This is a genomic window from Streptomyces sp. NPDC001194 (assembly GCF_042896985.1).
Classification (GTDB): domain Bacteria; phylum Actinomycetota; class Actinomycetes; order Streptomycetales; family Streptomycetaceae; genus Streptomyces.
Genome location: NZ_JBIAXU010000001.1, coordinates 600289 through 612585, shown reverse-complemented (window position 1 = coordinate 612585; position 12297 = coordinate 600289). Strand labels below are relative to the sequence as shown.

The window sequence follows — 12297 nt, the reverse complement described above, 5'->3', positions numbered from 1 at the left end:
CGCGCCACGGTCAGACGGGGGTCAGTTCCGACAGCATCACGGCGCGCAGGCGCAGGGTGGCGACCAGGCGCTGGAAGGCCTCGGCCCAGTACGCGGCGGCGCCGGACGCGGCCTCCGCCGGGTCGCCGCAACCGGCGCCCCGCGCCAGCGCCGCCTCCAGGTGCTCCGCCTCTTCGGGATCCAGGCAGCGCTCGGCCAGTCCCATCACCCCGCTGAAGCTCCACGGGTAGCTGCCCGCCTCCCGCGCGGCGTCCAGTGCGTCGACCACCGCCCGCCCCAGCGTCCCCGCCCACGGCACCACGCACACCCCGAGCAGCTGGAAGGCCTCCGAAAGGCCGTGGGCCCGTATGAACTCCGCGACCCACCGCGCCCGTTCCCCGTCCGGCAGGACCGACAGCAGCTTCGCCCGTTCCGCGAGCGACGCGGTGCCCGGGGCCGTCGCGGGCGGCGCCGACGCCGAGCCGAGCAGCGCCTTCGACCACTCGGGATCGCGCTGGCGCACCGCCGCCCGGCACCACGCCGCGTGCAGTTCCTCCCGCCAGCTCTCACCCCCGGCCACCGGCAGCGCCACCATCTCCTCCGGGCCGAGCCCCCCGAACCGCTCGCGCCAGCAGGACAGCGGCGCCGCCTCCACGAGCTGGCCCAGCCACCAGGCCCGTTCCCCGCGTCCGGCGGGCGGCCGTTCGACCACCCCGTCGCGGAGCATCCCCGCATCGCATGCGGCCGGCGGAACCACCCCGTCCGGCCCCACGCAGGCCAGCGCCCGCTCCGCCATCCGTCCGGCCAGGGCCGACTCCGGCAGTGCGGACAGCAACTCGGCCGCCGTCGCCCGGACGTTGCGGCTCCGGTCGCCCAGGGCCGCCTCCAGGAAGGGCTCGTCCCCTCCTGACAGCCCCACCCTCAGCGAGTCGAGGAACATCAGCCGGTCCTCGGCGCGCTCCGTGGCCCAGGTCGTCGACAGCAGCCGCGTCGCAGCCGCCGCCTCGTGCGCCCGTACGGCGCCCAGGAGGGCCGCGCGCTCGGCGAACAGGCCCTCCTGCCACAGTCTTTCCACCCCCACCCGGTCCTCGGGGCCGGGCAGTTCCCCGGCGCCGCCCGCCCCGCCGCGCAGGGCGAACCGCCAGTCCGGATTCAGCCGGGCCAGCCACAGCCCCCGCGCCCCGGCCAGGGCCAGCGCGGGGGCGCGCAGGTCCGTACGGGCCCGCGCCGCGTCCAGCAGCGCGGGCACCAGAGCGTGCGGCGCCCGGTACCCGTGCCGGCCGGCAGCGGCCAGCCACTGCGGGAGCAGCTCCGTCAGGTCCGGGGCGGCCCCGCGCCGCCCGCCCCCGCTGCCCACGCCCGTCCGGCCGGACAGCAGCTGCGCGAGCCGCCGCCGGGCCGCGGCGGGCGGAGCCGGGCGCGGATCCCGCGGCGCGGGACCGGGCCGCGGCCCCGCCTCGGCGGGCCGCAGTCCGGCCCGCCGCCGTACCGTCTGCACGGCCGCCGCATCGAGCAGTGCCCCCGGACTCTCCTGCCGCCGCCCGGTCCCCAACACCGCGAGCCGGACCAGCTCCTCCCACTCCCCGTAGCGGCCCCCCGCCGCCACGACCTCGTCCGTGGCCGTCTCCTCGGGCGCGGACGTGCCCCTGGCGGCCGGGCACGTACCCGCGGCCGTGCCCGTCGTCGTCTCCGTCGTGGTCACCGTGCCCCTCCCTCTCGTCGTGCAGTGCTCCGGTCCCGCCCCCTCCGCGGGACCGGAGCCGCTTCGTGCCCCGTCTGTCGACCCTTCAGCTTGCGTGGTTGTCGTTCACAAAAGCCCCCCGGCTTCGTCGTTCGTGCACGTCGGCGCCCCCGCGCCGACGCTCCCTCCCTCAGGGGTTTCCGGTGAGGCCCCCCGGCCCCGTCACCCCAGGACGACCGGTTCCGGGCAGCCCGGATGCCATGCCGTCAACGGAGTGAATCCGCGGTGTCCGCATTCGCCGAAGACCGTGACCGGGCCGCCGCCCGAAAGCGCCGCCAGCTGCCACAGCCCCGACCGCGGGCCGCCACCGACCGGTGTGACCGGCAGTGCGGAGGTGCCCTCCGCGTCCGCCAGCTGCCAGCCCAGCTCTCCCGGTATCGGGATCACCGGGCCCAGCACCACCGGCCACGCGTCGAGCCACGGGTCCTCCCGCAGCGCCGCCCCGTACGCCTCCAGTGCCGCCCCCGTCCCGACCCCGGCCGGGGCCCGGTCCGGTGCGGCCGCAGCGGATCTCTCCCCGAGATCTGCGCGCAGCCCCGCCGTGCCGGGCCGGAAGCGGGCTTCCGCCTCCACCACCAGCCCCACGGGCAGTGCCAGAGCCGGAGGCCGCCCCGGCGGTCCGAAGTCCAGTACCAGGGCCGGGCGCTCGCTCCCCAGCCCCCGCAGCCACGTCCGGCGGGTGGTGAGCCTGCCGTCCGGTGACACCGAGTCGTACTGCGCCAGCACGAGCCAGCGGTCCCGTACGACCTCCCCCTCCGCGGCGGTACCCGGTAGCCCCACCCGACTCCGGACCGTCGCGGCGAGCGGCTGCGGCAGGCCCGCCAAACCGAGCCAACCCCGGTTCAGCAGGTGCAGCAGCGCGCCCTCCTCCAGCATCCGGGCGGGCCATCCGGGACCGCAACTGGGTATCGTCCCCAACTCCCGCACCCGCGCCGCCAGTCCCGGCGCCTGGGCGTCGACCATCCGGGCGGCCGTCTCCTCCCAGGGCGCGTACCCCGCCTGCTGCCGGCCCGCCAGGCCGCCGCGCACCGCGTCCTCCAGCCGCTGCTCCAGCTCGACCACCCCCGCGCCGATCCGGGCCGCCCTCCGTTCGGCCCGGCGCTTCGCCGCCTCCCCGTCCGCCGGGCCGCCCGCCGCGGCCGCCGGGCGCGCGGCCCTCGCCGCCTGCCCCGCCGACCACGCGGCCGCCCAGTCCGGCGCCTCGGCCGGCTCGCCGAACCCCTCCGCCGACCAGAGCAGCAGCAGCCCGAGGGCGTGCTTGCACGGGAACTTCCGGCTCGGGCAGGAGCACGTGTACGCCGGGCCGTTCACCTCCACGGCCGTCCGGTACGGCGTGCTGCCGCTGCCCTCGCACAGACCCCACACCAGACCGGAAGCGGAACCTCCGGTCTGCGACCACGGACCCGCCCTGCCCAGCTTGGCCCCCGCCGTGCGCGACGCATCGTCAGGAGCCAGGGCCAGTACCTGTTCCGCTGTTCGGCGGACCCCCTGCTCAGTCATGTGTTCCACCGTAGAGACCCCCACTGACAATCGCTCTGACCTGCAACAACGGTGCGAGGGAGGGGTGTTGTCAGTGGCGTGGTGCACGGTTGTTCCAGCAGTCGGGAACGGCTGCCGAGCATTGGAGGGGGACCATGACCATGCCCGGGAACGACAAGGGCGCGGACGCGCTGCGGCCGCACGCCGAAGACGCCTTCGCGGAAGAACTGAAAGCCCTCGCGGCCGCCGACGACAAGCCCCGCCCGACGCGTTGGAGGCTCTCCCCGTGGGCCGTCGCGACCTACCTCCTGGGCGGCACCCTCGCCGACGGCACCGTCATCACGCCCAAGTACGTCGGCCCGCGCCGCATCGTCGAGGTCGCCGTCACCACCCTCGCCACCGACCGCGCCCTGCTCCTGCTCGGCGTCCCCGGCACCGCCAAGACCTGGGTGTCCGAACACCTGGCCGCCGCCGTCAGCGGCGACTCCACGCTCCTCGTCCAGGGCACCGCCGGCACCCCCGAGGAGGCGATGCGGTACGGCTGGAACTACGCCCGCCTCCTCGCCCACGGGCCCGGCCGCGAAGCCCTCGTCCCGAGCCCCGTCATGCGCGCCATGGCCGAGGGCTCCACCGTCCGGGTCGAGGAGCTCACCCGCATCCCGGCCGACGTCCAGGACAGCCTCATCACCGTCCTGTCCGAGAAGACGCTCCCGATACCGGAGCTCGGCCAGGAGGTGCAGGCCGTGCGCGGCTTCAACCTCATCGCCACCGCCAACGACCGCGACCGCGGGGTCAACGAGCTCTCCAGCGCACTGCGCCGCCGCTTCAACACCGTCGTCCTGCCACTGCCCGCCACCGCCGACGCCGAGGTCGACATCGTCGCCCGCCGCGTCGACCAGATGGGCCGCGCCCTCGACCTGCCGGCCGTGCCCGAGGGGCTGGAGGAGATCCGCCGCGTCGTCACCGTCTTCCGCGAGCTGCGCGACGGGGTCACCGCCGACGGCCGTACGAAGGTGAAGTCGCCGAGCGGCACGCTCTCCACCGCCGAGGCCATATCGGTCGTCACCGGAGGCCTCGCGCTGGCCGCCCACTTCGGGGACGGCGTCCTGCGCCCCTCCGACGTGGCCGCCGGGATCCTCGGCGCCGTGGTCCGGGATCCGGCCGCCGACCAGGTCGTCTGGCAGGAGTACCTGGAGGCCGTGGTGCGCGAGCGGGACGGCTGGAAGGACTTCTACCGCGCCTGCCGGGAGGTGACGGCATGAGCGGGCCGGCCGCCCGGCGGCCGGGGCCGCTGCTGCTGGGCGTACGGCACCACGGGCCTGGCTCGGCCCGCGCGGTGCGGGCCGCCCTGGACGCGGTCCGGCCGGCGGCCGTACTGATCGAGGGCCCGCCGGAGGGGGACGCGCTGCTCGCGCTGGCCGCCGACCCCGGAATGCGGCCCCCCGTCGCCCTGCTCGCGCACGCCGCCGACGATCCGGGCAGAGCGGCGTTCTGGCCGCTGGCCGCGTTCTCGCCGGAGTGGGTCGCCATCCGCTGGGCGCAGGAGCAGGACGTACCGGTTCCGGTCCGCTTCATCGACCTGCCGGCCGCGCACACGCTGGCCGCGGAGACCGGCCCCGATCCGGACGAGGCCGGTTCCGTACGGCTGGACCCCCTCGCGGCGCTGGCCGGGACCGCCGGGTACGACGACCCCGAGCGCTGGTGGGAGGACGTGGTCGAACACCGCGGTCCGGGGGCGGCGGACCCGCTCGGCGCGTTCGAGGCGCTCGGGGAGGCCATGGGGGCCCTGCGCGAGGCGTACGGGGACGGCGGCCACGCCCGGGACCGGGTGCGCGAGGCGTACATGCGGCAGCGGATGCGGGCGGCCCGCCGGGAGTTCGGCGACGCGTACGCCGTGGTGTGCGGGGCCTGGCACGTGCCGGCGCTGGCCGCGCGGACCACGGCGGCCGCGGACAAGGCGCTGCTGACCGGGCTGCCGAAGGTCAAGGTGGAGACCGCGTGGGTCCCCTGGACCCACCGGCGGCTCGCCCGGGCCGGCGGGTACGGCGCCGGCATCACCTCGCCCGGCTGGTACGCGCACCTGTTCGCGGCCCGGGACCGGCCGGTCGAGCGGTGGCTGGCCAAGGTCGCCGGGCTGCTCCGGGCGGAGGACCGGCAGGTCTCCCCGGCGCACGTCATCGAGGCCGTCCGGCTGGCCGGGACGCTCGCCGCGCTGCGGGGGAGACCGCTGCCCGGGCTGACGGAGACCCTGGAGGCGGTCCGGGCGGTGATGTGCGACGGCTCCGACGTACCGCTCGCGCTGATCGAGGACCGCCTGGTCGTCGGGGACGTGCTCGGCGAAGTCCCCGACGCGGCCCCCGCGGTCCCGCTGCAGCGGGACCTGACCCGCCGGCAGCGCTCGCTGCGGCTCAAGGCCGAGGCGCAGGAGCGCGAGCTGGAGCTGGACCTGCGCAAGGACACCGACGCGGCGAAGTCCGTGCTGCTGCACCGGCTGCGGCTGCTCGGGATCGACTGGGGCACGCCGACCGCCTCGCGGGGGAGTACGGGGACCTTCCGCGAGACCTGGCGGCTGAGATGGGAGCCGGAGCTGTCGGTGCGGGTCGCCGAGGCCGGGATCTGGGGCACCACGGTGGCGGCGGCCGCCACCGCCAAGGCCGAGTCGGACGCGGCCGGGGCGACGGAGCTCGGCGAGGTGACGGCGCTGGCCGAACGGTGCCTGCAGGCCGGGCTCTCCGATGCCCTGCCCGCCGTCCTGCGGGCCCTCGCGGACCGGGCCGCCCTGGACACCGACGTGGCACGGCTGGCCAGGGCCCTGCCGGCGCTGGCCCGTGCGCTGCGGTACGGGGACGTGCGGGGTACGGACGCGTCGGCGCTGGCCACGGTCGCCGGAGGGCTCGCGGAGCGGATATGCGTGGCGCTGCCGCCCGCCTGCGCGGGTCTGGACGCGGAGGCGGCGGCGGAGCTGCGGGGCCATGTGGACGCCGTGCACGGCGCGATCGGGCTGCTGGAGGGAGAGGGCCTGCGGGAGCGCTGGGCGGCGGTGCTCCGGGTGCTGGCCGGCCGGGACAGGGTGCCGGGGCTGATCCGCGGCCGTGCGGCGCGGCTGCTCCTGGACGAAGGGCGCCTGCCGGCCGACGAGACGGCGCGCCTGATGGGCCTGGCCCTGTCCCAGGCGGCGCCGCCGTCCGACGCGGCGGGCTGGATCGAGGGCTTCGCGGCGGACGGCACGCTCCTCGTCCACGACGAGCGGCTGCTGACGCTGATCGACACCTGGCTGGTCGGGGTTGCGGAGCAGGCCTTCACGGACGTACTGCCGCTGCTGCGGCGGACGTTCGGGGCGTACGAGCCGGGCGTCAAACGGAGCCTGGGCGAGCTCGTCCGCCGCGGCGGTTCGCCGAAGCCGGTCCCGGGCGGCGCCCCCGAGGGCTTCGCCCCCGCCCTGGACCCGGCCCGCGCCGACGCGGTCCTCCCGGTCCTCGGCCTCCTCCTCTGCGGCCCGCCGCCATGACCGCCGCGGGGGCCGGGGCGGTCGGCGGCGGACAGGACGAGCAGCGGAAGGGGACGGGGAGATGACAGGTACGGAGAACCCGGCGGCGGGGAACGCCCGCGCACAGGCGCGGCTGCGGAGGTGGCGGATGGTGCTCGGAGGGGAGGAGGACGGGACCGGCTGCGCGCTCGGCGCGCGGGACGCCGGGATGGACGCCGCGCTCTCGGCGCTCTACGGGAAGAGCGGGCGGCGCGGCGCCGGGCTCGGGGGCTCCGCCCCGCACGTGGCCCGCTGGCTCGGGGACATCCGTACGTACTTCCCCGGCTCCGTCGTCCAGATCATGCAGCGGGACGCCATCGAGCGGCTCGGCCTCTCCTCCCTCCTCCTGGAGCCCGAGATGCTGGAGGCCGTCGAGCCCGACGTGCACCTCGTCGGCACGCTGCTCTCCCTCCGCGAGGCCATGCCCGAGACCACCCGCGAAACGGCCCGTGCCGTCGTCCGCAAGGTGGTCGCGCAGCTGGAGGAGCGGCTCGCGTCCCGCACCCGCGCCACCCTCGCCGGAGCCCTCGACCGCTCCGCCCGCACCAGCCGCCCCCGGCACGCGGACATCGACTGGAACCGGACCATCCGGGCGAATCTGAAGAACTACCTGCCCGAGCACCGCACCGTCGTTCCCGAGCGGCTCATCGGCCACGGGCGCGCCGCCCGGGCGGTGGAGAAGGAGGTGATCCTCTGCATCGACCAGTCCGGCTCGATGGCGGCGTCCGTCGTGCACGCCTCCGTCTTCGGAGCGGTGCTCGCCTCGATGCGCACGATCGCGACCCGGCTCGTCGTGTTCGACACCGCCGTCGTGGACTTGACGGATCAGCTGGCGGATCCGGTCGACGTTCTCTTCGGCACGCAGCTCGGCGGCGGCACCGACATCAACCGCGCCCTGGCCCACTGCCAGTCCAGGATCACCCGTCCCGCCGACACCGTCGTCGTCCTCATCAGTGATCTCTACGAGGGCGGCATACGCAACGAGATGCTGGGCCGTGTCGCGGCGATGAAGGCGTCCGGCGTCGAGTTCGTGACCCTGCTCGCGCTGTCCGACGAGGGGGCTCCCGCCTACGACCGCGAGCACGCCGCAGCCCTTGCGGCACTTGGGGTTCCGGCCTTCGCCTGCACCCCCGACCTGTTCCCGGAGGTGATGGCCGCGGCCCTGGAGAAGCGCCCCCTGCCCGTCCCCTGACCACCCCGCGGACACCCCGTCGGCCCCCTCCCGGCGCGCCCCGCCTCCCCCTCCGCCGGGCGGTCGGGAACCCTCCCGAGACGGGGTCGCGATCCACCCCCGCCGCGCCCCGCCACGCCTGGCGGATCACACGAACATCCAGCTCAACCGTGAGGGGATCTGTGACAGGTATCACCGCTCAGGTGTGATCTGCGATTTAGGGACCCACGTCCCACGGGGATAACCTGCGGGACGGACATGCCGCGTCCACGGTCACCGTGTGCGCCTCCCTAGTGACAGCGCCGTCACGTTGCCCTCCGCGGCACGCCCACGCAGACAACCGCGAATCACTGCGAATCTTTGAAGACAAGGGACGGACGCGCGTGGACCTGTTCGAGTACCAGGCGAGGGACCTCTTCGCCAAGCACGGTGTACCGGTGCTGGCCGGTGAAGTCATCGACACGCCTGAGGCGGCTCGCGAGGCCACCGAGCGGCTGGGCGGCAAGTCGGTCGTCAAGGCGCAGGTGAAGGTCGGTGGCCGCGGCAAGGCCGGCGGCGTCAAGCTCGCCGCCACCCCGGACGAGGCCGTCGCCCGCGCGACGGACATCCTGGGCATGGACATCAAGGGCCACACGGTCCACAAGGTGATGATCGCCGAGACCGCTCCCGAGATCCTCGAGGAGTACTACGTCTCGTACCTGCTGGACCGTACCAACCGCACCTTCCTGGCCATGGCCTCGGTCGCGGGCGGCATGGACATCGAGCAGGTCGCCGAGGAGACCCCGGAGAAGCTCGCCAAGGTCCCGGTGAACGCCAACGAGGGCGTGACCATCGAGAAGGCCCGCGAGATCGTCGCGCTGGCGCAGTTCCCGGCCGAGGTCGCCGAGAAGGTCGCCGAGGTCCTCGTGACCCTGTGGGCGACCTTCATCGCCGAGGACGCGCTCCTCGTCGAGGTCAACCCGCTCGCGAAGGTCGCCTCCGGCGACGTCATCGCCCTCGACGGCAAGGTCTCGCTCGACGAGAACGCCGAGTTCCGCCAGCCGGGCCACGAGGAGTTCGTGGACCACGCGGCCGCGAACCCGCTCGAGGCCGCCGCCAAGGCGAAGAACCTCAACTACGTGAAGCTCGACGGCGAGGTCGGCATCATCGGCAACGGCGCGGGTCTCGTCATGAGCACCCTCGACGTCGTCGCGTACGCCGGTGAGAACCACGGCGGCGTCAAGCCCGCCAACTTCCTGGACATCGGCGGCGGCGCCTCCGCCGCCGTCATGGCCAACGGTCTCGAGATCATCCTCGGCGACCCGGACGTCAAGTCCGTCTTCGTCAACGTCTTCGGTGGCATCACCGCCTGCGACGAGGTCGCCAACGGCATCGTCCAGGCGCTGCAGCTGCTGAAGGACAAGGGCGAAGAGGTCACCAAGCCCCTCGTCGTCCGCCTCGACGGCAACAACGCCGAGCTGGGTCGCAAGATCCTCTCGGACGCCAACCACCCGCTGGTCCAGCGCGTGGACACCATGGACGGCGCGGCCGACAAGGCCGCCGAGCTCGCGGCTGCGAAGTAAGGGCAGAGGTCACAGACTCACATGGCTATCTTCCTCAACAAGGACAGCAAGGTCATCGTCCAGGGCATGACCGGTGCCACGGGCATGAAGCACACCAAGCTGATGCTGGCTGACGGCACCAACATCGTCGGTGGCGTGAACCCGCGCAAGGCCGGCACCACCGTCGACTTCGACGGCACCGAGGTCCCGGTCTTCGGCTCCGTCGCCGAGGCGATGAAGGAGACGGGCGCCAACGTCTCCGTCCTCTTCGTCCCGCCGGCCTTCGCCAAGGCCGCCGTCGTCGAGGCGATCGACGCCGAGATCCCGCTCGCCGTCGTCATCACCGAGGGCATCGCGGTGCACGACTCCGCCGCCTTCTGGGCGTACGCGACCGCCAAGGGCAACAAGACCCGGATCATCGGCCCGAACTGCCCGGGTCTGATCACCCCCGGCCAGTCCAACGCCGGCATCATCCCGGGCGACATCACCAAGCCCGGCAAGATCGGTCTCGTGTCCAAGTCCGGCACGCTGACCTACCAGATGATGTACGAGCTCCGTGACATCGGCTTCACCTCCGCCGTCGGCATCGGTGGCGACCCGGTCATCGGCACCACGCACATCGACGCCCTGGAGGCCTTCGAGGCCGACCCGGACACCGAGCTGATCGTCATGATCGGCGAGATCGGCGGCGACGCCGAGGAGCGTGCGGCGGACTTCATCGCGAAGAACGTCACCAAGCCGGTCGTCGGCTACGTCGCGGGCTTCACCGCCCCCGAGGGCAAGACCATGGGCCACGCCGGCGCCATCGTCTCCGGCTCCTCCGGCACCGCGCAGGCCAAGAAGGAGGCCCTCGAGGCCGCCGGCGTCAAGGTCGGCAAGACGCCGACCGAGACCGCCAAGCTGGCGCGCGAGATCCTGAACGCCGCGAAGTAAAGCTTGCCGCCGCCGTACGTACGCGTACGGCTGTACGGGCGTGGCCCGCATCCCCGAGTGGGGTGCGGGCCACGCCCGTTCGCGTTGTCACTCCAGGCTGGGGGCGATCCGCTCGGGCCGGTGGGCCGGGTGCGAGCGGAGTTTCTCGCGCAGCTGCCGGGTCTCGTCGGTGAGCCGCTGGGGGCCGGCGAGCGGGGGGACCCCGGAGACGCTCGCGCCGGGCGCGATGGGGGGCTCGTACTGACGGGGCGCGGTGGCGGTGGTGTAGGCGGTCGCCACGGCGATCACGGCGGTCAGGCCGAGGAACGCGCGGGTCCAGCGCGTGGCCCGGTACTCGGCGGCCATGCGCACGGTGGCGGCCGGGCGGGGTTCCAGCGGCACGGCCGGAGTGACCGCGCCGAGCCGCTCGCGCAGCACCGCGGACTGCTTCTCGGGGGGCGCGGCGGCCAGCTCCGGGATGCGGTCGGCGAGGGCGTCGTGCGCGTGCAGGAGGCGGTTGCCGGCGGTGGGCGTGCTGGCCTCGGTCTCGGCGGCGGTGTCCGGGAGGTCGAGGCCGACGCCGTCGTAGAGCAGGACCGTACGGCGGTGGGCCGGCGGGAGCGCCAGCATGGCGTCCATCAGGATCCGGTCGGCGGGGGCGGCGGGAGCCTTGTCGGGGTGCTTGTGGGCGCGGCGGAACCCGTGCCAGGGGGAGAGGGCGTACTCGTACACGGCCGCGCGCACCCAGCCGACGGGGTCGGGATCCGCGGCCACCTCGGGCCACCGCACCCAGGCCTGCTGGAAGGCCCGCTCGACGGCCTCCTCGGCGAGCCGGCGGCGGCCGGTGAGCAGGTACGCCTGCCGCGCGAGGGCGGGCGCGGAGTACCGGTACAGCGCGTCGAACACGGCCCCGGGCCCGGGCGGCGCGGGCGCCGGCCCGGCGGTCGTGTCCCCGGTCGGGGCCGGCCCGGCGGCTTCGGCAACCGCCGGCCCGACCGAGTCGGCTCCGTCGGCCGCGGCTCCCGCAGGGACCGTCCCGGCCGCTGTTCCGGCAAGGCCCGTCCCGGCCGCGGCTTCCTCGGTGACCGGCCCGGCCGCGGCTTCCTGCGTGACCGGCCCGGCCGCCTCGCCGGGCGCGGGCCCGGCCGGGTGCGCCGGGTGCCCGCCGGCCCCGGTCGTGGTCGCTCCGGTGGGCGCCCGTCCGCCCCCGGGGCCGGACGTGTGCCCCTGGCCCTCCGGGCCGGACGGGGGCTGCTCGCACCCTCCGGGGGAGACCGCCGGGCCTTCGGCGGGCGGGTGGTCGGGCGCCGGTGGCTCCGCTTCGGCGGCGGCGCTGCGCCCGAACGTCGCGCGGCCGGGCGTGCCGATGGCCCGGGCGGTGGCCTTCACGGTGTACCTCGCCTCGTGGCGCGGCACGGCCTTGGGCGGCTTCGCGGCCCGTTTGGCCGCGACCGGCGGCCGGGTCCGCAGCCCGGCCCCGCTCATGCCGAAGGGCCGCAGCCCCAGGGGCAGCCCCACCGGGGCCCCGCCCCGGGCCCCGCCTCCGGCGCCCCGGTCGACCTCGTGGCCCGGACGACCCGCGGGCGTACCGCCGGGGGCCGCTCCGGCGGAGGCGTCCCGCGTTCCGGCGCAGGCCGCGGCTGAGGGCGCCGCGTCCTCGCCCTCGTCCTCGTCCGGGGGCGTCGGGGCAAGAGAGCTCAGGAGGGCGGCGTAGGCATCGAGCTTGCGGCCCCGGGGGTGGGTGCGGTCCGATTCCCAGGAGCGGACCGTGCTGGCCCGGACGCCCACCGCCGTCGCGACGGCCTCGTACGTCAGGCCCGCCGCCTCGCGCAGCCTGCGGCGCTCCTTGGGCGAGGGGAGCTTCGGCTCCTCGACGCTCTCTGTCATGCCTCGCTCCCGGTGACCTGCCGACGGACCTGGGCGAAAAAGTACATAAAACGTATATTGA

At 75.2% G+C, this 12297-nt stretch carries 8 protein-coding genes; 5 read left to right on the top strand and 3 right to left on the bottom strand.

Annotated elements, in window-relative coordinates; genetic code table 11:
• Positions 1-10 precede the first annotated feature (10 nt).
• A complete protein-coding gene (locus ACFY1T_RS02890; RefSeq protein ID WP_390786698.1) occupies positions 11-1681 on the bottom strand; it encodes a DUF5691 domain-containing protein in 1671 nt (556 codons plus the stop codon).
• A 201-nt stretch (positions 1682-1882) separates the two neighbouring features.
• On the bottom strand, positions 1883-3220 hold the full coding sequence (locus tag ACFY1T_RS02885; RefSeq protein ID WP_390786697.1) for an SWIM zinc finger family protein: 1338 nt from the start codon (positions 3218-3220) through the stop codon (positions 1883-1885).
• 134 nt (positions 3221-3354) lie between these two features.
• On the opposite strand from ACFY1T_RS02885, the gene ACFY1T_RS02880 reads away from it, so the two are divergent.
• The 5 genes from ACFY1T_RS02880 (at position 3355) to sucD (ending at position 10370) form a co-directional block, all read left to right on the top strand.
• Positions 3355-4461 (top strand): AAA family ATPase, encoded by a 1107-nt coding sequence (locus ACFY1T_RS02880; RefSeq protein ID WP_390786696.1) that lies wholly within the window; start codon positions 3355-3357, stop codon positions 4459-4461.
• Positions 4458-6707 carry a DUF5682 family protein gene (locus ACFY1T_RS02875; RefSeq protein WP_390786695.1) on the top strand — a complete coding sequence of 750 codons (2250 nt, stop codon included), beginning with the start codon at positions 4458-4460 and terminating at the stop codon, positions 6705-6707. The genes ACFY1T_RS02880 and ACFY1T_RS02875 overlap by 4 nt, the downstream gene beginning before the upstream one ends.
• Before the next feature lie 61 nt (positions 6708-6768).
• Positions 6769-7917, top strand: coding sequence for a VWA domain-containing protein (locus ACFY1T_RS02870; RefSeq protein WP_390786694.1), 1149 nt, complete (start codon positions 6769-6771; stop codon positions 7915-7917).
• Between the two features lie 362 nt (positions 7918-8279).
• Positions 8280-9458 (top strand): ADP-forming succinate--CoA ligase subunit beta, encoded by a 1179-nt coding sequence (gene sucC, locus ACFY1T_RS02865; protein WP_030864234.1) that lies wholly within the window; start codon positions 8280-8282, stop codon positions 9456-9458.
• A 21-nt stretch (positions 9459-9479) separates the two neighbouring features.
• The gene (gene sucD / locus ACFY1T_RS02860; RefSeq protein ID WP_030154828.1) at positions 9480-10370 is read left to right on the top strand and encodes a succinate--CoA ligase subunit alpha; all 891 of its coding nucleotides are present in this window, start codon (positions 9480-9482) and stop codon (positions 10368-10370) included.
• Between the two features lie 87 nt (positions 10371-10457).
• Here sucD and ACFY1T_RS02855 read toward each other — a convergent pair whose 3' ends face one another.
• Complete coding sequence (locus ACFY1T_RS02855) at positions 10458-12236, bottom strand: helix-turn-helix domain-containing protein (RefSeq protein ID WP_390786693.1); 1779 nt, start codon at positions 12234-12236, stop codon at positions 10458-10460.
• Positions 12237-12297 lie beyond the last annotated feature (61 nt).

Excerpts from the sequence above, each read along its gene's own strand:
- ACFY1T_RS02885 (WP_390786697.1), bottom strand. The coding sequence starts at position 3,220 with ATGACTGAGCAGGGGGTCCGCCGAACAGCGGAACAGGTACTGGCCCTG.
- ACFY1T_RS02880 (WP_390786696.1), top strand. The coding sequence starts at position 3,355 with ATGACCATGCCCGGGAACGACAAGGGCGCGGACGCGCTGCGGCCGCAC.
- ACFY1T_RS02875 (WP_390786695.1), top strand. The coding sequence starts at position 4,458 with ATGAGCGGGCCGGCCGCCCGGCGGCCGGGGCCGCTGCTGCTGGGCGTA.
- ACFY1T_RS02870 (WP_390786694.1), top strand. The coding sequence starts at position 6,769 with ATGACAGGTACGGAGAACCCGGCGGCGGGGAACGCCCGCGCACAGGCG.
- sucD (WP_030154828.1), top strand. The coding sequence starts at position 9,480 with ATGGCTATCTTCCTCAACAAGGACAGCAAGGTCATCGTCCAGGGCATG.
- ACFY1T_RS02855 (WP_390786693.1), bottom strand. The coding sequence starts at position 12,236 with ATGACAGAGAGCGTCGAGGAGCCGAAGCTCCCCTCGCCCAAGGAGCGC.